Source organism: Arsenicibacter sp. R0_47 (assembly GCF_057652235.1).
This window is the reverse complement of sequence record NZ_JBYFCJ010000001.1, coordinates 541,706-562,443: the sequence shown is the minus strand read 5'-3', so window position 1 is coordinate 562,443 and position 20,738 is coordinate 541,706. Positions and strand designations below refer to the sequence as shown.

Below are 20,738 nucleotides of genomic sequence, written 5' to 3'. Positions count from 1 at the left end.
GCCTTAATTTTACCCGCCGGTCCGGCTGTTCTGTACAGAATCTGTACAACCAAACGTTTCTAACAGTAACCTGCTCTAACGGCGCTTTTTTTGTCATCGTCCGGTTCCCCATGCAAGCAAACGAAGCTCTTAAAAACTTTCTTGACAACGGCGACGCTCTGTTTCAGAACGTGTCGATCGACTGTGTCATCTTCGGATTTCATCAGAACCAGCTCAAAGTCCTAGTGCTTACGTTTAAAAACACCGATAAACGGTCGCTGCCGGGCGGTTTTGTCTTTAAAGACGAAGGCATCGATGAGGCGGCGCGGCGAATTCTGCGGGAACGGACCGGATTGCACGACATTTACCTCGAACAGTTCTGCACCTTCGGTCAGGCCGACCGTTCCATTTCAAAGGTTCATCGGGACACCATGCAGGCGGTCGGCATTGAACTGCCGGATGACCACTGGGTACTTGGCCGTTTTCTGTCGGTCGGCTATTATGCGCTGGTTGACTTTTCGAAGGTAGTGCTCACGACCGGCATGCTCGATGAAGACTATCACTGGTTTGATATTCAGCAGATTCCGGCGATGATTCTGGACCATAACCACATTACGGAGAAAGCCCTCGAAACCCTGCGTCTGATGCTGGATTATAAACTGGTCGCATTCAACCTCCTGCCCGATACATTTACCATGAGCGAGTTACAGGCGCTGTATGAGACGATTCTGGACCGGAAAATGCTGCGGGCTAACTTTCAGCGGAAGATGCTGAGCCTGGAAATCCTGGAGCGGGTCGATAAAAAATGGACGGGGGGCGCCCATAAGGCTCCTTATCTTTACCGCTTCGACCCTAAGCGGGCAGCGGCCCTTCTGGAAGGGGAATGACTAATGGCTGGTAGTACCTTTCTGGCGTTTTAACCTTCCTGGAAGTTCAAAACTTCCAGGAAGGTTAAAACCGCCAGAAAGGTAAAAACTATTGCCCCATCTTCGCCTTTACCTGTTGCTGCTGCGCTTTAGCCCAGGCAGTTAGTTCAGATACCTGCGCTTCTGTCAGCTTTGCATCTGTATGAATGAGTGTGTAGGCCGGCAGGGGCATATGGCCCTCTTCTACCTCCTCCGCAATTTCTTCGAGTTTATGCGCCATACGCTTCGGGGCATACGTTGCGAATTCCGAAAAATTCAGTTCTTCCTTGCCTTCGTCTACGTGATGCCCAAGCCACAACCCGACCGGCTGAATAGTAGCATACCATGGGTACGCCGTTTGGTTGGAATGGCAGTCATAACACGCTGTTTTCAGCATGGTCAGCACCGGAGCCGGAACAGCCACAGCGTGCGTAATATCCTGCGGGCCATCGGCGCTACCGGTGTTCCGTGCGGGCCGGATAAACTGAATAGCAACCAATAAGACACCTGCGGCGATCAGTATGCGCTTTTTCATAGAATTACGGCGGATTAACTTACTGATTACAGTACCTTTTTCAGATTGGTAATGCTGGTCTGAATGCTTTCAACGCCAGGCGCCATGTCCTGTTCTACGAAAATGTACTTCAACCCGGCGATTTTTGCGGCGGCAAATGCTTTCTTAAAGTCAACCACCCCGTTGCCGACTTCGGTAATCGTTTTCAGATCCGACTTTATGTCTTTGACATGCCAGAGCGGGAAACGACCCGGCTGCCCCTTAAACAACTCCACGGGGTCTTTACCGGCTTTCACGGCCCAGGCCAGATCAAGCTCCATTTTTACCAGATCCTTATCGGTCTGCGACAGGATAAGTTCATACGGTGTTTTGCCGCCGTCGACCGGGTCAAACTCCGTGGCATGGTTGTGGTAAGCAAATCCGATCCCCGCCTTTTTGCAGGCTTCACCCGTTTTCTGGAATACCTCAATCGACTTATTAATGTCGTCGATGGTGCCAACCGGCGTACTGGAACAGACCAGATACGACAGCCCGCCTTCACCCGCTTCATCGACCAGTTGCTGGTAGTTATCGCGCAGGTTCAGCATTGGCGGCATGTTGGCCGGCATCCGCGGTGCCTGTGCCGGGGGCCCACCGGCGGCGGCTGTACCGCTGGCAGGCGGGGTCGGGCGCGGCCGGAACGGAGCACCGCCGGCGTGGTGTGCCCGCCACTTCATGCCCATGCTCTCGACCAGAGCCTTAAACTCTTTCGCGTTGTAGCCATAATAGCCACCCCGCGAATTAAACGCCGATTCGACTTCTTTATACCCTGCCGCCGCCACTTTTTCCAGCGTACTCTTAGGGTCTTCATTCATAAACCGGAACAGCGTAAACAGCTGGATACCAACCGGTCGTTCGGCCAGTAAGCCAGTTACCGACAGGCTGTCTGCCAGTGCTGGTAACGCCAGCCCGCCCAGTGCCGTCACGCCGGCCTGCCTCAGAAAATTTCTTCGGTTAAGCATGTTAAGATAAGGTTAGTTGTATGGTAAATTATAGAAAAAATAGCACTCTTGTCGGTAAAGTACGTAAAAAAGCGTTGGCTTTTCGGGTTGCCAACGCTTTTTAAGGATGTTTTAACAGAACAGCCGCTTATTGACGGGGACGTCCGCCGCCGCCACCTTGCTGCATACCGCCGCCCTGCTGCTGACCACCACCGTTATCATTGCCACCGCCTTCGCTCTTCACGTCGTCGTTGCTGATTGATTTCTTTCTGCGTCCGAGTGAGAAACCTGAGCCGTCGAAGCTCATTTTACCCAGCCGGTAATTAAACGTGATCCGGAAGTTGGCGTTATACATGCTGTTTACGCTCTGCTGCGAGAAAATCGGCGACATCGACTCCGAACGTACCTTGAACGGATAGTTCAGGAAGTTCTCGGCCGCAAAACCGATACTGCCGCGCTTGCTCTTAAATTCTTTCCGCACACCCAGGTTATAGAAAGCAAAGCTGCCCTGATAGCCCTGCAGCTGCACCTGACGGCCACGGGCACCACCGAATGCCTGCACACCCCAGCCGTTTTTCAGCGTCAGATTACTGAATAAACGACCTGAAACAACCCAGCCCGAGTTGGACGCACCATACATGGCACTGCCGTTGTTGGTCAGGAAAGCATGGTATAGATCAACCCCACCACCAATCTGGAGTTTCGAGAAGAACGTAGCGTTCAGGAAGAGGTTGACCCCGTACGCATCTTCGTAACCAATGTTTTTATAGGTAGTCCGGATCACCTGTTGCAGGCTTGTGGCACCACCTGTTGTAATGTTCTGTGTCAGCGTATCCCGTACGCTCGTGATCGAGTTATCTGTACGGCGGGCAAACAGAGTTGCATTCAGGTACAGTACTTTCACCTGACCGCTGAATCCTAATTCAAAGTTGTCGGTCAGTTCCGGCGACAGGTATGGGTTACCTACACTGATGTTGGTCGGGTTCGACGCGTTTACGTTCGGGTTCAGGAACTGGATACCCGGACGCTGCAACCGGCGGTTATACGACGCCTTGATGGTTTTGCCGCCACGGATACCTTTCGACAGGTTAATGCTCGGCACGAATGTACCGTAGTCCGGAATATCGCTCAGGTCACCGGCCTGTTCGTTGTTGAACTTCGCGTTGATGAACGTATACTCATAGCGTCCACCGGCTTTGATTGTCCATTTGCTGCGGCTGGCATAGGTGTAGGACAGGTATCCGGCCGTTACGTTCTGGTCGTAGTTCAGGGTGTTGGCCGGCCGTGTTTTGTCAAGAATGTACTCGCCGGTCGGCGTTGCGTTATAGTACGCGTAATCGCTGTTTACCTGGCGGAAAATCCCTTTACCACCGATTTCCAGCAACTGGGTACGCTTGATCGGCGTCTGGTAATCGACCTGCACCGTTGATTCCTGGTTATAGCTCAGGTTATCGTTTTTCTGGCGGGCAATGATCGTCTGCATATCCGTCCCGTTCAGGAGGTCGGCCACGAAGTTATTCGTGTTGTTGTTACGGCTGTATAAGCCCAGTACGCTCAGTTCCTGATTGGTTTTGTAGGTCTTCTGGTAGCTGATGTTGGCATCCAGGGTTCCTGACAGGTTCTTTGTTTCTACATCGCGGCCCGACAGAATGGCACTGGTTGCTTTCGGCAGGAACGTTTGCGTCAGCAGGTTATCCTGAGTCGACAGCTGGTTCCGGACACCGTAGCGCAGGCTGGCCGACAACGACGTATTCTTGTCGATATCATAATCCCAGCCCAGCTGGTAGTGGCCGAACATGCCGCTGCTTTTCGTGTTGGCCATCTGAATGGTACGGGTGGTGCCGTTTGTGCCGAACGTGCTCTGCGTGTTTTCAAACGCACCTTTTACGTTGTAGCTGGCCCGGCCGAAACCACCCAGGTTAAAGCCCATTTTACCCTGACGGTATGAACCGTTTACGTTCATGTTGGCCCCGCGGTTACCCACGCCCAGATCGACATTCAGCGTTGCGCCCTGCAGGGTGTTCTTTTTGGTAATGATGTTGATGATACCGGCAGAGCCTTCCGCGTCGTATTTCGCCGACGGGCTGGTGATTACCTCTACCGATTTGATCATATCGGCCGGAATCTGCTTCAACGCGTCTGCTACGCTGCTGGCCACAATCGTCGATGGCTTGTTGTTGATCAGCACCTTTACGTTCTGGCTGCCGCGAAGGCTTACATTACCGTCAAGGTCAACCGTCAGCATCGGTACTTTCCGCATGATGTCGGTAGCATCACCACCTTTTGAGGCAATGTCCTTATCGGCGTTATACACCAGCCGGTCTACTTTTTCTTCGATAACGGCCGCCTGACCGGTTACCGTTACCTCGCTCAGCGTCCGCACATCCGGGTTCATTTTTACGATCCCGACGTTGATGTCCGTGCCTTTAGCGATGGTAATGTTATTGATAGTTTCGTTCTGGTAGCCCATAAACGATACCTGCAGGTAGAACTCCCCGGCCGGCAGTTTCGAGAGCGAGAAACGTCCTTTTTCGTCAGACGTGGTTCCGTCAACCGGCTTTCTGGTTTTCTTGTCCATCAAGGCTACGGTGGCGTATTCGACCGGTTTGTTGCTGGTTGAATCCATCAGCAGACCGGCTAATTTACCGTTACCGCGCGGGCGATCATCGTCGGCAGTACCGGGCACAAAAGTCTTTTGGTTTCGCTGATCCCCCTGACCGGGCATTTGTCCGGGACGACCGAATCCTCCTCCCATACCACCCCCGGGAAACTGGGCATATGCCTGCGACAGCAGGGCTGATGTAATAAGCAGAGAATAGAACTTTTTATTCATGAAGTTGATATGATTGCACATTTCAGATGCAAAACAACAATTGCTTATTATATCAAAAAAGTACAATAGATAATGAACCGGCGAACGTCGACTAAATCTCTGTTTTTACCGACAAAGCGTTCTATGTATGCTGAAGATCAGCGCAGAGACGATTCGTCGGTAAAAAAGGGGGATTTAGTCGGGAGAATCGGGAGTCTTATCTATTTATGATTTGAAACTTGCATTGATCTGTTAAGTTTGTTGTGTAACACTCTGCTCGAACAAGTCGGCGTGTTTCATGATAAGATTAGAAAGGTTAGATTCAGCCTCATTTCCCTGAAATGAGGCTGTCTTGTTTCAGGACTGCCCTCCACTATCGCTACCTACTGAAAATCAGAACAAAGAATACCGTTCCATTGCGATCGGTATCGTTGCTCATCGTGAGAAGACTTGCCGTTTCCGTAAAGGCCGCCCTTCCGGCAGAGGCCTTTAGCAGATAAAATCCGATAGTTAGTCGGGAGATTCTTCCGGCCGGTAGGTTATCTGCGCATGATTGTGAATTGTAATGTAGTATTGTGATATAATAGTCCGTTATAATGACCTCTTTTTCGATCCGTAGTTCGGTTCCTGTACTGATCCATTTGTTAGGATGGGCCTTATTCGGTTTTATCCTGCTCATGTTTCAACCCCTGACCTGGCAGGTTGACCTTCCGCCTCAGTTCTGGGTGCGGCAAGGCTGTCTGTTTGTGTTATGGATGGGTATTTACTACCTGAATACCGGGTTTGCCGTGCCGAAACTGCTCCTCAGCGAACGCACCGGCCTGTTTATCATCTTCTGTCTGTCGATGATTGCCCTCGTGCTGCTGTCGGTCAAAACCCTCGACAGCTGGCTCAACCTACAGGAATTAATGGAGCGGGTCTTTTTCCCGAAAGGCCGGCAATATCCTAAAAAAGGGCAGCAGTGGTTTGACATGTTCCGCTTTCTGACGACGGCGTTTATCCTCGGTATCAGTACCAGTATTACCGCCGTTCAGAAATGGCAGCACGACGCCGAGCTGCGGCAGGCCCTCGAACAGGACAAAACGCGCTCGGAGCTTTCGTTTCTGAAGGCCCAGATCAATCCGCATTTCTTCTTCAATACCCTGAATAATATCTATGCCCTGACCCTGATCGACATCGAGAATGCCCGCGAGGCGCTGCACCGGTTGTCGCGGATGATGCGGTATGTGCTCTACGAAACCCAGAGCACAACGACGCTTCTCAGTAAGGAAATTGACTTTATTCAGGATTATATCCAGCTGATGCAGCTCCGGCTCACCGATAAGGTAAAAATTACGCTGGAGGTACCTGAGCCGCTAAACGATGTGGCGATTGCACCAATGCTGTTGCTGCCGTTTGTCGAAAACGCTTTTAAACATGGCGTAAGTGCTACTCAGCCGAGCCACATTGTGATCATTATCAAGCAGATCGGCCCGAAAATCAACGTTGAAGTACGGAATACGCTGTTCAGCGAAAAGACCCCGTCACTGGAGCTGAGCAATGGGATCGGGCTGGTCAACACCCGCCGCCGGCTGGATCTGCTGTATCCGGAGCGCTATGCCTTAAGTGTAAACGAACATACGCCGAATGACGAGTATGCCGTACATTTGTCTTTAAATGTCGGGTAATACACACATGGTCTTAAACTGCATCGCGGTCGATGACGAGCCCCTCGCGCTGGGCCTCGTCGCTGCTTTTATTGATAAAACGCCTTTTCTGAAACTCACCGGCCGTTATTCGAGTGCGGTCGAAGCCTTGCAGGCCATTCAGCAGCAGGCCGTTGATGTAATTTTTCTGGACATTCAGATGCCCGACCTGACCGGCATCGAACTGGCCCGGGTGATCGAACGGGCGTCGGCCGGTGGCCGTGGTCCGCGCATTATCTTTACCACGGCGTTCAACCAGTTTGCGGTCGACGGCTATAAGGTCGATGCGCTTGACTATCTCCTGAAACCCTTTAACTACGAAGAGTTTTTGCGGGCGGCTACCAAAGCCCTCCACTACACCGAATTAGTGCAGCGCGCCAATACCCCTGCCCCGCTGGCGCCGCCGGCCGCCGATACTGAACGTAAAGCCGAAGATTATCTCTTCCTGAAAGTTGAGTACCAGCTGGTCAGGGTGGCGCTCGACGATGTGTTGTACATCGAAGGGCTGAAGGATTACGTCAAGGTCCACCTGAAACAGGACCGTGACGGCGGCACCCACAAACCGATTCTGTCCCTGACGAGTCTGAAGGCCCTGGAAGAAAAACTGCCGTCGACCCGCTTCATGCGCGTCCACCGCTCGTTTATCGTCGCCCTCGACAAAATTGAGGCCATCACGCGGAACTCCATCCAGATAGGGCAGGTAACGATTCCGGTCAGCGACCAGTACAAAGAGCAGTTCAATCAGTTTGTCAGTAAGTGGATTTAAAGCGTGCAGACGGCTAACCGGCTTGGTGCAGCCCTAACAGGCTGGTTCACAGTCCTGCTGTGTTGTTTCTTGCTGTTCACCTGTCAGCCGGACCGGCAAGCACCCAAAGAACTGACTCCGGCCTTTTATTACTGGCAAACCACTTTCCGGCTTAACCGGACCGAACTACAGGCGCTGAAAACCCATCACATCCGTACCCTGTACGTCCGCTTTTTCGACGTGGACTGGGACGCTCAGCGGCGACAACCGATTCCCAAAGCGCCCATCCGCTTTGCCGGCAAACTACCCGCCGGCCTGCGGATTGTGCCGGTTGTGTTTATTACCAATCAAACCATCCGGCAGACCCCGCCAGCCGCTATCCGGCAGCTCGCGGAGCACATGCTGGCCAAAATCAGGGTTATGGCGCAGGAACAGGGCATTCAGCCTGCCGAAATCCAGCTCGACTGCGACTGGACCCAAACGACCCGCGACCGGTACTTTACACTCCTGAAACGTATCCGGAAGCAGGGCCGTGTGCCGGTGTCGGCAACGATCCGGCTGCATCAGGTTAAATACAGGACCCAAACCGGGGTACCACCCGCCGACCGGGGCATGCTGATGGTCTATAACATGGGCGACTGGAAAAAGCCCGATACCCGCAACTCCATCTACGACGCCGATGTAGCCGGGCGGTACCTGACCGGACTGGACCAGTATCCGCTACCACTCGATGTGGTGTTCCCGCTTTTCCGCTGGACGGTCGTTTACCGCAACAACCGCTTTCTGGTTTTGCTGAACAATCTGGAGCAGGCGACCCTGCGCAAACAGCCGTTTCTGGCGATGCAGCCCGACACCAACCGCTTCGTGGCGCAACGCGATACCGTCGCTCTCGGGCTTTCGATCCGCAAAGGCGACCTGTTCCGGGCCGAAGCCTGTGCCGTTAACGAATTAGCCCGCGGGAAAGCCGCTGTTCTGGAAAAGATTCAGACCGAAAAAATTACATTTGCGCTCTATCATTTAGACAGCACGGTTCTGACCAACTACCCCCATGCGTTTATCAAATCCCTTTTCCGCTCTGTCCCGTAAAACGGCGCTGGCCTTTGCGATTTTACTGGGTTTTGCCTGTGGCCCCGGCCCTTCCGACATCAATGAGTTCATGAGTTTTTTCATGCCGGAGAGCAGCAATGCCAAACCGCAGGATCAGCTCTATTTTTTCTCCCCGCAGATTTATAACACGCCCGAAACGGGTTCACCCGCCGAAACCGATTCGCTGGTTGTTGATGAAAGTACACAGGCATGGGCCGTTTATCTGAACAATGCGCTTCCGGTGCCCGATATCCGGCAATCGCTCTACGGCGGCTCCACAACCAGTGCGCTGAGCCGTTACCTGCAAACCAACAATGCGCCGGCACATGCCTATCTGACCTTCCTGCACGATACGCAGCAGGCAGCTCCGGCCAGCGAAGACCCCTGGACACCGGCAAACGCAGATACAACCCGCCTGACGGCCCTGCTGGAACAAGCCAAGACAGCCTACGCCTCGGCCGCCGATCCGTTTCTGAAGGAACGGTATGGCTTTCAAGCCGTTAAACTGGCCGACCAGATCGGTGATCCGGCGCAAAGCCAGACCTTATACGACCAGTTTATCAAGCCACTGGCCAAAAAATCGTACGTGAGCGACTGGGCACTTTGCCGGTGCGCGGGCGCCTCACTCGCGCTGGGCGATACGGCCCGTGCGATTTATGAATTTGCGCAGGTGTTTGACCGCTGCCCGTCACGGCGCCGCGAGGCCGAAGCCAGTTTGCGGATTTATGGCCTGCACTTTACGGAGAAAGCACTCGGACTGGCACAGACCGATCAGGAAAAGGCCGCTGTTTATGCGCTCTGTGCCATTCAGCCCAAACAGGACGCCTTGTCATTTCTGGAAGAAATTGTAAAACTGACACCCCAAAACCCGCTGATCGAGCTCATTTTTGCGCGGGAAATCAACCGGAACGAATACTATTTCTTTGCCGAAGGGAACCCCGTTTACGCCTATGACGAGTCATCACGCAATGACTCCATCGCCTTCGTCAAACGCCGGACCGAGACCGATTCGTATATCGATAAACTGAAAACCTTTGCCCTGGATGCTGCCGGTAATAAACAGCTAAGTCAGCAAAACGCGGGATCACCGGCCTTCTTCCTGACCGCCGCCGCGTATCTGGATTACCTTAGAAAAGACTACGCATCAGCCGGAAAAACGCTGGAACAGGCAGAACAGACGCCAACCAGTAATGAAGCCCTGAAAAAGCAGATTGTCCTGCAGCAAATGCTGTTGCTGGCTGCGCAGACGGATAAAATCACCCCGGAGGTCGAAAGCAAGCTGATCGGCTACCTCGAACGCTTCGGTAAATCCGCCAGTTTCCGGCTCAATAATGCCTTTGTCCGCACCTGCCAGCAGTTTGCAGGCCGTTACAAGGGCAGCGCTACCGGCGAAAGCAGCAGCTGGGGCTGGCTGACGTCGTGCATGGGGTCGAAAAAGGCAGATGCCAGCGACGCTGATGTGGCCAAAGCCTTCCTGCTGACGATGCTGACCACCCACGAACTGGCAACCGATCAGGGCTATTTCATGAACAATACCGACCAGCTGATTATCGAAGACAGCACATCGGCCGCAACGGCGCAGAAAGTTGTTGCGTTTTCCACGCAGCCGTCGGCTACCGACTTCGACAAGCGGCTGCTGAAACTGACCGGTTTTGACAATGATTACCTATATGCGTTTCTGGGTCGCCGGCTGATGGCGGCGCAACAGTACAATGCCGCTGCCGAAGCATTCGCCAGGGTCAGCGAAAAAACCTGGAAAGACGAGGCTTTTACGCTCTATTTCGACACTAATCCGTTTACCATTAACCTGCCGGACGAAAAAACCGGTAATCCGTATACGCCGGTCACGTTTGCGCGCCGCATGGCCGAACTGGAGACACAGGCGAAACAGGCATCCGGGGACCGGGCCGCTGAACTCTATTACCAGCTGGGCTGCGGGGCCTACAACCTGAGCTGGCACGGCAATGCGTGGCTGCTGGTGCACCGCTACCGGAGCAGTGCCGAGCCAAACGTCTATATCTATATGCCGTATGGCGGCCAAACCGACCGCATCGGTCTGGAACGGCTCGCCGATGATAACTACTATACCACCGCCGCCGCCCAGCGCTACTTTGCGCAATCGGCCAAAGCGGCCCAAAATCCGGAGCTGGCGGCGCGCTCGCTTTACATGACCGCCCGCTGCGAAGAACACGCCTTCCTGGCCCGTAAGGCCGTTGAACAGGCCAAACGCGGCTTCGATGCCGATCCGGAACCGTTCAACAAGTCGATGGACAGCCTGCGTCAGGACGGGTATGCGACTTACTTCAACCAGTACCGGCAGCAATATACCAAAAGCCGTTTCCATGCCGACATGGTGCGGGAGTGTGCGCTCTATTCTGCCTTCCTCGCCGGCGAGACGGCGCATGCGGGCGAATAAAAAGCGAGTGGTGGCACGACCCGGAATCGCGCCACCACACCACTATGATGTACTGACGTTGACTAACCCTTACCGTAATGATACCTACCCTTATTCTGAACAATGGCGTGGAAATGCCGCGCCTTGGCCTCGGGGTATACGCCCCCTCGCATAATCACGAAGTACAGCAGGCCGTTGAGTGGTCGCTCGGGCTGGGTTGCCGCCTGATCGACACCGCCGCTGCATACGGCAATGAACAGGAAGTAGCCGACGGCATTGAGGCCGGCGGCGTTCCCCGCAGGGAGTTGTTTCTTACGACCAAAGTCTGGAACGACGACATGGGCTTTGATACTACTCTGCGGGCCTTCGAAGAAAGCCTCTGCAAACTCCGGACCGACTACGTTGACCTGTACCTGATTCACTGGCCGGTCCGCGAAAAACGGCGCGATACCTGGCGGGCACTCGAACACATTTACCAGCAGAAAGGCGCGCGGGCCATCGGGGTCTGTAACTACTACGAACCACATCTGGACGAATTACTGGCCACCGCCGACATCATGCCCGCCGTTAACCAGATTGAGCTGAGCCCCTACTGTTACCTGCCCGATGTGCTTGCTTACTGTCGCCGTCACGGCATTCAGATCGAAGGCTATGCGCCGCTTGTCCGCGGCCTGAAACAGCATGATCCCACGCTGGTTGCCGTTGCCCGGAAATACGGCAAGAGTACGTATCAGGTACTGGTCCGGTGGTCGCTGCAGCAGGGGGCGGTAACCATTCCGAAATCGGTGAAAAAAGATCGTATCCGTGAGAATTTCGACGTGTTTGATTTCGAGCTTTCCGGCGACGACATGGCGCTGCTGAACACCCTCCACGACAATACCCGCATCGCTGACGATCCGATGGATTATCTGTAGGCACACTATCCGGCTATTGCTTCTACTACGCCTTTACATACCATTTTCGGCCTCAAAAACCGAATTTGGTCAAATAAGGAAAGTCCTGACCAAATAGGGAAACTTTTTGGTCAAATAGGGAACGTCTTTGTCAGGGTGATCAGGGAATTTTACCTCCGGAAAATTCCTGATCACCCATGCTGACTACCTTTTCGTTTATCCTACCCCGTCCGCAGAAACGCACATACCTGCTGAGCGGTCTGCTGACCCTGTTCGCCTGTACCACCTCCCTGGCACAGATTACCCGCTATGTCTCTACGACGGGCAATACCCCGGCCGCATCGGCCACCGGCTGGACTGCCAGCACGAGCAGTCTGCAAGGCGCCATCGACTACGTAGCGGCCAACGGCGGCGGACAGGTCTGGGTGGCAGCGGGTACCTACAAGCCCACAACAACCACCGGCCCTGACAGCCGGACGATCAGCTTCGCGATGAAAAACGGAGTAACGATCTACGGCGGTTTTGCGGCGACAGGAACGCCTGCCTTCAACGAGCGCAACCCGGCCAGCTTCACCACCATTCTCAGCGGAGATATTGGCACAGCCGGCTATAATGGCGACAACAGCTATCACGTCATATTCAATAACAACAACGGGCTGACAAGTAGTGCACGGCTGGATGGTTTTGTCATTATTGATGGTAATGCCAGCGGGCCAACCGAAATGACGCCAATGGAGGAGGAATGTATAATATAAGCAGCAGCCCCCTACTAGTCAACTGTATGTTTATAAATAATCGCACAACCAATACCTTGACAAATGGCGGAGGAGGCGGTATGTGCAACAAAGAAGGCAGTAATGCCGCTTTGTTCAACTGTAGCTTCATAAACAATCAGGGCGGAGATGACGCCAGTGGCGCGGCCATAGCTAACATTGGCAGTAACCCTCAACTGACCAATTGTCGTTTTGAGAGAAACGTAGTGTCCGGAACGGCTGGCTTCGGTGGGGCGATATTTAACAGTAACGTTAGCAGTCCGGCCTTCACTAACTGTGGTTTTATAGACAATGTGTCGAGTGCTGGCGGTGCTATCAATAATTATACTGACTGTAGCCCTGTACTGCTCAACTGTTCGTTCCAAAACAACACAGATAGTTACGGGGGCGGTGTTATTTTTAATTCCAAGAGATGTTATCCTGTATTAACCAATTGTGTTCTGTTTGGCAATGGTGGAGCCAGAACATTTTCTAACTCCGCTGCCTCGTCAGTGACGGCCCGATATTGCCTGATAGAAAGTACGGTAACGAGCTACACCAGCACCAATAACCTGACGACCTCCTCCTCTCCCTTCGAGTCAGCAAGCTCAGTGGCCTTAGCCGCGTGCTCACCGGCCATCAACGCAGGCGACCCCACGACCACGGCAGCTACAGCAGGGTCTACTGATCTGGCCGGGAATCCCCGTATCGTTGACGGGCGGGTAGATATAGGTGCCTTCGAATCTCAGGCACTCCCTGTCGGGCTTGCACCGCTACCGGCATCAGCAACAGCCGTATGTTCCGGTGAGCGCGTTAGCCTGCCGGCCTCGGTGACCGGTACTGTAGCAGCCTACCAGTGGTACAAAAATGGTTCACCCGTTACCAGCCAGACGGCCGCAGCGCTCTCCATTCCTCAGGCCGGCACGGCCGATGCCGGCACCTACTCTCTGGTCGTTACGGGGACCTGCAACAGTGTCACCTCCACGGCTTTCAGCCTCACGGTCAATGCCCTGCCATCGGTGACAGTAACCGCCCCCCCGTCAACCACCCTATCCTGCATCAACCCAGGTCTGACCCTGACGGCCACCGCATCAACAACCGCCCTGCTGTGGTCGACCGGCCAGACGACCACGACAATCAGCGTCAGCCAGACCGGTACGTACTCGGTCACCGCAACGGGCGCCAACGGTTGTTCGGCGGTCAGCAATAACCTGCCGGTCACAGAAAATTTCAGCCTGCCGCCGTTTACTGTTTCTTCCGCTACGGTGTGCCCCGGTCAGTCGGTAAACCTTACCGCCAGTGGTTGTAGCGGGCAAATCCTGTGGTCAACCGGTGCCACAACGGCCATGATCACCCTGACGGCGGGCAGCAGCACCAGCCTGCTGACGGCGACCTGCACCGTGGGCGCCTGCTCCACTACCGCCAACGGACAGGTCATAGTCGGCAGCATCCAGCCCCCGCCGGCGCAGATCCTGAGCTTCACCGCCGATGAATCCGCTTGTCCGGTTAGACTCACGGGCCGTGGTGTGGCCACCTCGTTTACCATGACCGGTCCTAAAGGCTATGTCTTCAGCACAGTTTACCGCGAGGGTACCACGCATGAGGCAATCGGCCTGAACGTAAAACAGGCAGGCACCTATACCCTGACGGCCACCTACACCAACAGCTGCGGCACCAGCGAACCGGCGACCCGGACGGTAACCGTCAGCCGCAATTGCCCGTAAACCCCTGAATACAACTACTGTATGAAGCTCCTGTTACTGGCACTTCCCCTCTGGCTGTTTGCCTGCCAGACCACCCGGACCGATGAGCCGGAGGATCTCTCCATCGCCTCCGACGATTATGTGGTCCTTACCCAGAAAGCACTCTCCTATCAGGCCGACTTCGATATGGAGGCCTGGGCCGGTATGCTGGCCGACGATGTGGTGTTTATTCCGTCTGAAGGCGGACCGGCCTATCGCAAAAAGGCCGTCGTCGTGGCGAACTGGTCGCAGTGGCGGCAGAAAAACCGGATTAATGTCCTCCAGCTCAGCCAGCTTACCCACCTGCCGGTCCGGAGCCGCGGGGAATTACCGCTCATGGGCAAGGCGGGGGTGTACGTGATCTCGTACTGCCTGGCCGACCTGCAGTTTACCGACGGCCATACCCGCCGCCAGTCGCTGCATGTCTGCTGCCATTTCGATCCGAAAAAACGCATTGACTATTACAGCCTCTATTTCCCCGCCGGATCACCGGACGAAACGGCGGCACTACCCCAATAATTGTTAAGCTATTTGAACACATGTACTCGTTCTCTACAACATTCCGCCTGCCGCCGTTTACCATTGCCTCGGCCACCATCTGTATAGACCAGTCGGCGAACCTCACCGCCAGCGGTTGTAGCGGACAAATCCTGTGGTCAACCGGTGCCACAACGGCCATGATCACCCTGACGGCGGGCAGCAGCACCAGCCTACTGACGGCGACCTGCACCGTGGGCAGTTGCTTCACTACCGCCAGTGGTCAGGTCGTGGTGGGCGGCATCCAGCCCCTACCGGCGCAGATCCTGAGCTTCACGGCTGATGAATCGGCCTGTCCGGTCAGGCTGACGGGCCGTGGTGTGGCCACCTCGTTTACCATGACGGGGCCGAAGGACTATGTCTTCAGCACGGTTTACCGCGAGGGCGCCACGCATGAGGCAATCGGACTGAACGTGAAGCAGGCGGGCACCTATACCCTGATGGCCATCTACACCAACAGTTGTGGCACCAGCGCGCCGGTGACCAGGACGGTAACCATCAGCAGCAATTGTCCGTAGAAAAGCCGGCATACCTGAGCCGGTTTGCCGGCCTGAACGCGGTTTGTCATCGACGGTATGCCAGATCGGCTCAAGTATACCATTTTCCTGTATTCATTGACAAATGAGACATGTACAAACTTTTTTTTTCATTCTGACACGGAGCCAAACATTTCTGGACGAATGACTAACAACTAAGTGGGGTATAGAGGGGAACTTGCAGCCACAAACAACCCCTTTCTTGCCATGTTTTTCCGTGTGCTGTTGCCCCTCCTGACCGTCTGCCGGCTGAGTGCCTGCCGACCACTTTATACCATCGAACGCCAGCGCATCAGCCGTGTATGCGCTTACTAACCGGGTTTTCTTTTTATCAGATTTAATCAATGATTTCTACTGAATACGAACAATCCATGAATCCATTAATACGAATCCGGGCCATCGGCCTGTTTTGTTGTCTGCTGCTTACGCACTGGGCTTTTAGCCAGACCACCCGCTACGTTTCCACGACGGGCTTCACGCCGGCCGCCTCCGCCACTAGCTGGGCGACGAGCACAACCGATTTACAGGGCGCCATTAATGCCAGCCAGCCCGGCGATCAGGTATGGGTCGCGGCGGGGATGTATAAACCTGCCAGTGGCAGCAGTTTTTCGATGAAGGACGGCGTAGCTGTCTACGGTGGTTTTGCCGGTAACGAACAAAGTCTGTCAGGCCGTCCTGTTGTAAATCCGGTTATCGGTAACCCATCTAATACGACGCTGGCAGGAAACGGGAGCCGGGTCATTACCAACCCGGGCGGACTGACGAATACTGCCTTGCTGGATGGTTTTGTCATTACCGGAGGGGGAAATGTGATTTTTGGGGGCGGAATATACAATTCTGGCAGCAGTCCAACCCTGATTAACTGTAGCTTCTTAAGTAATCAGGCTACTGCTACCGGCGGGGCGCTTTACTCCGATAATAGCATTCCAACACTGATCAACTGTAACTTCTTAAGTAATCAGGCTACCTTTGGCGGCGGGGCGCTTTACTTTATTGACAGCCGCCCTGTGCTGGCCAACTGTAACTTCCAAAACAATCTGTCTGAAATTGGCGGGGCCATCAGTAATAACTCAAGGTTTTCGCTGGACCGATCCACAAGCAATGTAGTGCTGACTAACTGTAGTTTTCAGAACAATCAGGCTTCCGCAAAGGGCGGGGCTATTAGTGTCGAGAGCGTCACTGCCATAGCGACCAACTGTAGCTTCCAGAACAATCAGACTTCCGGAAGTGGCGGGGCAGTGTATGCCAATGGATGTAACTTATTACTTACCAATTGTGTAGTGTTTGGCAACAATGGCTCAAACGCGGTTGCTTCGAGTATTTCTACACTAACTGCCCGTTACTCGCTATTTGAGAATGGTGTTACAGGCTTTATAAGCGACCCTTCTAACCTCACGGGTATAACCACATCGCCATTTGCCGGAACAGCCACCACACAACTGGCAGTTAATTCGGTAGCCAGAGACCGGGGCGATCTCGCCAGCTATACCGCTGTCGGCGGACCTCCGACAGATCTGGCTGGCAATCCCCGTATTGTTGGCACCAATTATAGCATTGACATGGGGGCTTACGAAGACCAGAACGGCAGTCCTGTTTCAGTGCAGATTGTCCGGCAGCCCCCTTCGGCTTCGGTAGTCTGTGCCGGCATTACCGTTACGGTGAGCGTAAGTGCCACGGGTTCTTCCCCGTCCTACCAGTGGTACAGGAACGGATCTCCCCTGACGACAAATACCTCGGCGACTTCAGCCACGCTGATACTTAGCAATGTAAGTACTAACGATGAAGGAAACTATTCAGTCGTCGTGACGGGAGGGCTTAATGTCACCAGTACTGCTTTTGCTCTGACCGTTAACGGGAAGCCTTCACTATCGCTTACGTCGACTCCGTCTGATATGATTACCTGCTCTAATCCCCGGATAAGCCTGACGGCTACCTCATCAGCCACTGCTCTGTTGTGGTCTACCGGGGAAGCCACTACCACGATAGCCATCAGCACCACCGGTGTTTATTCCGTAACGGCCACTGGCAGTAACGGCTGTACGGCCGTGAGCAACAGCCTGACCATAGGTCAGGACAACACCAGCCCGACGGTCAGTGTGTCGGCCCTCAGCACTACCCTGACGTGTATCCAGCCCACCCTCACCCTGACAGCCACGGCATCAGCCACCGCCCTGTTGTGGTCAACCGGTGAGACGACTACGTCGGTCACGGTCAGTACCACCGGCGTTTATTCAGTGACGGCTACCGGCAGTAACGGATGCACCGCCGTCAGCAATAACCTGACTATCGCACGGGACAATGCCAGTCCGGCCGTCAGTGTGTCGGCCCTCAGCACTACCCTGACCTGTGCACTGCCCACCCTCACCCTGACAGCCACGGCATCAGCCACCGCCCTGCTGTGGTCAACCGGTGAAACGACTACATCAGTCACGGTCAGCACCACCGGTGTTTATTCGGTGACGGTCACCGGCAGTAACGGCTGCACGGCCATCAGCAATAGTCTGACCATTACGCAGGACAAGACCGGCCCGACGGTCAGTGTATCGGCCCTCAGCAGCACACTGACCTGTACGCAGCCCACCATCACCCTGACGGCCACGGCTTCGGTAACGGCCCTGCGGTGGTCTGGTGGCCAGACAACCAATACTATTAGTGTGAGTCAGACGGGGGCCTATTCGGCCACTGCGACGGGTGCCAACGGTTGTACCGTGGTCAGCAATAACCTGCCGGTGACGGAGAATTTCAGCCTGCCGCCGTTCAGCGTTTCTTCCGCCACCGTCTGCCCCGGCCAGTCGGCGAACCTCACCGCCAGCGGTTGCAGCGGGCAAATCCTGTGGTCAACCGGTGCCACAACGGCCATGATCACCCTGACGGCGGGCAGCAGCACCAGCCTGCTGACGGCGACCTGCACAACGGGTGTCTGCTCCACTACCGCCAGTGGTCAGGTCGTGGTGGGCGGCATCCAGCCCCCGCCGGCGCAGATCCTGAGCTTCACCGCCGATGAATCAGCCTGTCCGGTCAGGCTCACGGGGCGTGGTGTGGCCACCTCGTTTACCATGACCGGTCCGAAGGACTATGTTTTCAGTACGGTTTTCCGCGAGGGCGCCACGCATGAGGCAATCGGGCTGAACGTGAAGCAGGCGGGGACCTATACCCTGATGGCCACCTACACCAACAGTTGTGGCACCAGCGCGCCGGTGACCCGGACGGTGACCGTGGGCCGGAATTGCCCGTGATGTTTTTTTTCTGCTTTCAGGAAAGAAAGTATCGCTTTTTAGCAATAAATTGTAGACTTATACTGGAAGAAGACATATAATTGGTTGCAATGACGAGGGGGAGAAGCCGGTACACGGTATCAGACACATCTATCATTTTTCTGTTAACGGTTTTTCTCCCCGTTTTTGCCGCACAAGCCAACCCGCTGCTACAGCTGATCAGCCGGGCAGCGCCCCCGCAACGGGTCGTGATCCTGCTTAACTATTTCGACAGTAGCCTGGTAGTGGCACAGCACAAAACAACGGCGTTCCGTATACTGGATACCGTAGAGGACTTTGCCCGCATTCAGCAGGATGAATCTCTCCGCCAATACGGCCGGTTTCTGCGCAATACCTACGAAAAAAATAACAATGCACTAACCAATCGTCAGAAAGCAGAACTCTTTCTGACGGCCGGCCGCCAGGCTGTCCGCGACGGAAACGATCAGATTCAGGGTGTTTGTCAGCATTTTGCCGGACTGTATTATTTCCTGAGTGAAGACTACGGCAAGGCATTTGAGTATCTGGTAGCAGCAAACGGAACCTTTCAGCGAATCGGCTATCAGCACGTTCCGGGAATCAACCGCTATCTTTACGAACTGGGCTTCAGCTATTATTATTTCAAGGAATACGGCAAGGCGATCCGCTTATTGCAGGAAGCGATCCGGTATCCGGCCTTCAACGAAAATTTCAGGGTTCAGACGCCGAATACACTGGCGTTGTGTTACCTGCGGATAAATCAGCTGGGAAAACCAGCCGATGCGCGGCAGGCCGAACGTTATTTCAAAAAGGCACTGGCCATTGCCCGGGCGCAGCAGTCGGTCTTCTGGACCGGTAATATCTATGGCAATCTGGCCAAAATTTACCTGCACCAGAAACGGGTATCCGAAGCGATCAATGCCCTGCGGTTTGATTATACCATTGCGCTCAATGCCAACAATAAAGGGTTACTGCCCGATCAGGCATCCCTGAGCCTGGCCCGTGCTTACCTCATGCGCCGGCAACCCGACAGCTGTCTGTATTTTCTGACCCGGTCAAAGCTCCTTTATCAGCGCAATATCAGTCCCGGACCGGCCACCTTCGGCAGTAACCTGGGCGACGAAAATTACCTCCGTAACTACTGCGACGTTGCCCGTCAGTATTATCTGGCAGTCAACGATCCGGTACAGGCATACCGGTATCTGGACAGTATGTCGGTGCTGGACCAGCGCATTAATAAACGCTACAACTCCGATCAGATTTCACTGGTGGAGCAAAGGCTGCTGATTCAGAAGCATCAGACCGAAGTGGCCGCCCTCGAAGCAGACCGCCGGCAACAGCGCCTGCGGTTCGGGGTTGCAGCCACGGTACTGATACTGATTGCAGCGCTGTTCTGGCGGTTATACCAGCTTAGCCGGCTGAAAAACCGGCAGGAGGCCGCCATCAATGCCGAGCGGGAAAAATCCTGGCGGCTCGAAAAGCAGCTGGTTGAAGAGGAACTGCAGCGGGCCCATAAGGATCTGGCCGTTTTTATGGATAATCTGCGCGAGCGGCATGCACTGATCGAGGCCATTACGGACAGCCTGCAGGATCAGAATCCCGGTCCGGAGACCGGTTCCGGGGTCGCGTCGGGCAGCAGCCTGCTCCGGCAATTGTTCACCACGCCCCTGCTTACCAACGAAGACTGGGACGAATTCCGGCGGCGCTTCGAACGGGTGTACCCCGCTTTCTTTCCCATGCTGCGTGCCCGGTTCACCGCCCTGACCCCTGCCGAAGAGCGGTTTCTGGCCCTGACCAAACTCAATATTGATACCCGCCAGATGGGCCATATCCTGGGCATTTCACCTGCCTCTGTCCGGACAACGCGGTACCGATTACGGAAACGGCTCGGCGCCGGCGAACAAACCGACCTGGACGATTTATTAAACCAATGACCATCTGCCG

16 protein-coding genes are annotated in these 20,738 nt (G+C 54.6%); 12 read left to right on the top strand and 4 right to left on the bottom strand.

Going from position 1 to position 20,738, the window contains the following annotated elements; translation table 11 throughout:
• Positions 1-110: 110 nt before the first annotated feature.
• Entirely contained in the window at positions 111-866 is a 756-nt protein-coding gene (locus AC23NW_RS02275) for an NUDIX hydrolase (protein WP_487447423.1), read from the top strand.
• A gap of 88 nt (positions 867-954) precedes the next feature.
• Here the strand turns inward: AC23NW_RS02275 and AC23NW_RS02270 are convergent, their stop codons facing one another.
• From AC23NW_RS02270 to AC23NW_RS02260, 3 genes are all read right to left on the bottom strand, one after another.
• Positions 955-1,419 (bottom strand): heme-binding domain-containing protein, encoded by a 465-nt coding sequence (locus AC23NW_RS02270; protein ID WP_487447422.1) that lies wholly within the window; start codon positions 1,417-1,419, stop codon positions 955-957.
• Positions 1,420-1,445: 26 nt separating this feature from the next.
• Positions 1,446-2,399: a sugar phosphate isomerase/epimerase family protein gene (locus tag AC23NW_RS02265; protein WP_487447421.1), complete on the bottom strand. Its 954-nt coding sequence runs from the start codon at positions 2,397-2,399 to the stop codon at positions 1,446-1,448.
• A 127-nt stretch (positions 2,400-2,526) separates the two neighbouring features.
• Positions 2,527-5,211, bottom strand: a complete 2,685-nt coding sequence (locus AC23NW_RS02260) for a TonB-dependent receptor (protein WP_487447420.1) — start codon at positions 5,209-5,211, stop codon at positions 2,527-2,529.
• Positions 5,212-5,786: 575 nt separating this feature from the next.
• Between AC23NW_RS02260 and AC23NW_RS02255 the strand changes: the two genes are divergently transcribed.
• From AC23NW_RS02255 to AC23NW_RS02230, 6 genes are all read left to right on the top strand, one after another.
• Positions 5,787-6,857: a sensor histidine kinase gene (locus AC23NW_RS02255; protein WP_487447419.1), complete on the top strand. Its 1,071-nt coding sequence runs from the start codon at positions 5,787-5,789 to the stop codon at positions 6,855-6,857.
• A gap of 7 nt (positions 6,858-6,864) precedes the next feature.
• Positions 6,865-7,641: a LytR/AlgR family response regulator transcription factor gene (locus tag AC23NW_RS02250; RefSeq protein WP_293833296.1), complete on the top strand. Its 777-nt coding sequence runs from the start codon at positions 6,865-6,867 to the stop codon at positions 7,639-7,641.
• Positions 7,642-7,710: 69 nt separating this feature from the next.
• Positions 7,711-8,706: a hypothetical protein gene (locus tag AC23NW_RS02245; RefSeq protein WP_487447418.1), complete on the top strand. Its 996-nt coding sequence runs from the start codon at positions 7,711-7,713 to the stop codon at positions 8,704-8,706.
• Positions 8,669-11,122, top strand: a complete 2,454-nt coding sequence (locus AC23NW_RS02240; protein WP_487447416.1) for a hypothetical protein — start codon at positions 8,669-8,671, stop codon at positions 11,120-11,122. The genes AC23NW_RS02245 and AC23NW_RS02240 overlap by 38 nt, the downstream gene beginning before the upstream one ends.
• 77 nt (positions 11,123-11,199) lie before the next feature.
• A complete protein-coding gene (locus AC23NW_RS02235; RefSeq protein WP_487447415.1) occupies positions 11,200-12,015 on the top strand; it encodes an aldo/keto reductase in 816 nt (271 codons plus the stop codon).
• A 176-nt stretch (positions 12,016-12,191) separates the two neighbouring features.
• A complete protein-coding gene (locus AC23NW_RS02230; protein ID WP_487447413.1) occupies positions 12,192-12,749 on the top strand; it encodes a hypothetical protein in 558 nt (185 codons plus the stop codon).
• Between the two features lie 14 nt (positions 12,750-12,763).
• Here AC23NW_RS02230 and AC23NW_RS02225 read toward each other — a convergent pair whose 3' ends face one another.
• Positions 12,764-13,132, bottom strand: a complete 369-nt coding sequence (locus AC23NW_RS02225; protein ID WP_487447411.1) for a hypothetical protein — start codon at positions 13,130-13,132, stop codon at positions 12,764-12,766.
• 126 nt (positions 13,133-13,258) lie between these two features.
• Between AC23NW_RS02225 and AC23NW_RS02220 the strand changes: the two genes are divergently transcribed.
• The 5 genes from AC23NW_RS02220 to AC23NW_RS02200 all read left to right on the top strand — a co-directional run bounded on the left by AC23NW_RS02220 (position 13,259) and on the right by AC23NW_RS02200 (position 20,728).
• Positions 13,259-14,470 (top strand): choice-of-anchor Q domain-containing protein, encoded by a 1,212-nt coding sequence (locus AC23NW_RS02220; RefSeq protein ID WP_487447410.1) that lies wholly within the window; start codon positions 13,259-13,261, stop codon positions 14,468-14,470.
• A 21-nt stretch (positions 14,471-14,491) separates the two neighbouring features.
• A complete protein-coding gene (locus tag AC23NW_RS02215) occupies positions 14,492-15,007 on the top strand; it encodes a hypothetical protein (RefSeq protein ID WP_487447409.1) in 516 nt (171 codons plus the stop codon).
• 20 nt (positions 15,008-15,027) lie between these two features.
• On the top strand, positions 15,028-15,543 hold the full coding sequence (locus AC23NW_RS02210) for a hypothetical protein (protein ID WP_487447407.1): 516 nt from the start codon (positions 15,028-15,030) through the stop codon (positions 15,541-15,543).
• Between the two features lie 389 nt (positions 15,544-15,932).
• Complete coding sequence (locus tag AC23NW_RS02205) at positions 15,933-18,797, top strand: immunoglobulin domain-containing protein (protein WP_487447406.1); 2,865 nt, start codon at positions 15,933-15,935, stop codon at positions 18,795-18,797.
• Positions 18,798-18,886: 89 nt separating this feature from the next.
• Positions 18,887-20,728: a tetratricopeptide repeat protein gene (locus AC23NW_RS02200; RefSeq protein ID WP_487447405.1), complete on the top strand. Its 1,842-nt coding sequence runs from the start codon at positions 18,887-18,889 to the stop codon at positions 20,726-20,728.
• Positions 20,729-20,738 lie beyond the last annotated feature (10 nt).

Coding starts and splice junctions, on each gene's coding strand:
- AC23NW_RS02275 (WP_487447423.1), top strand. CDS start 111: ATGCAAGCAAACGAAGCTCTTAAAAACTTTCTTGACAACGGCGACGCT.
- AC23NW_RS02270 (WP_487447422.1), bottom strand. CDS start 1,419: ATGAAAAAGCGCATACTGATCGCCGCAGGTGTCTTATTGGTTGCTATT.
- AC23NW_RS02265 (WP_487447421.1), bottom strand. CDS start 2,399: ATGCTTAACCGAAGAAATTTTCTGAGGCAGGCCGGCGTGACGGCACTG.
- AC23NW_RS02260 (WP_487447420.1), bottom strand. CDS start 5,211: ATGAATAAAAAGTTCTATTCTCTGCTTATTACATCAGCCCTGCTGTCG.
- AC23NW_RS02255 (WP_487447419.1), top strand. CDS start 5,787: ATGACCTCTTTTTCGATCCGTAGTTCGGTTCCTGTACTGATCCATTTG.
- AC23NW_RS02250 (WP_293833296.1), top strand. CDS start 6,865: ATGGTCTTAAACTGCATCGCGGTCGATGACGAGCCCCTCGCGCTGGGC.
- AC23NW_RS02240 (WP_487447416.1), top strand. CDS start 8,669: ATGCGTTTATCAAATCCCTTTTCCGCTCTGTCCCGTAAAACGGCGCTG.
- AC23NW_RS02235 (WP_487447415.1), top strand. CDS start 11,200: ATGATACCTACCCTTATTCTGAACAATGGCGTGGAAATGCCGCGCCTT.
- AC23NW_RS02230 (WP_487447413.1), top strand. CDS start 12,192: ATGCTGACTACCTTTTCGTTTATCCTACCCCGTCCGCAGAAACGCACA.
- AC23NW_RS02215 (WP_487447409.1), top strand. CDS start 14,492: ATGAAGCTCCTGTTACTGGCACTTCCCCTCTGGCTGTTTGCCTGCCAG.
- AC23NW_RS02210 (WP_487447407.1), top strand. CDS start 15,028: ATGTACTCGTTCTCTACAACATTCCGCCTGCCGCCGTTTACCATTGCC.
- AC23NW_RS02205 (WP_487447406.1), top strand. CDS start 15,933: ATGAATCCATTAATACGAATCCGGGCCATCGGCCTGTTTTGTTGTCTG.
- AC23NW_RS02200 (WP_487447405.1), top strand. CDS start 18,887: ATGACGAGGGGGAGAAGCCGGTACACGGTATCAGACACATCTATCATT.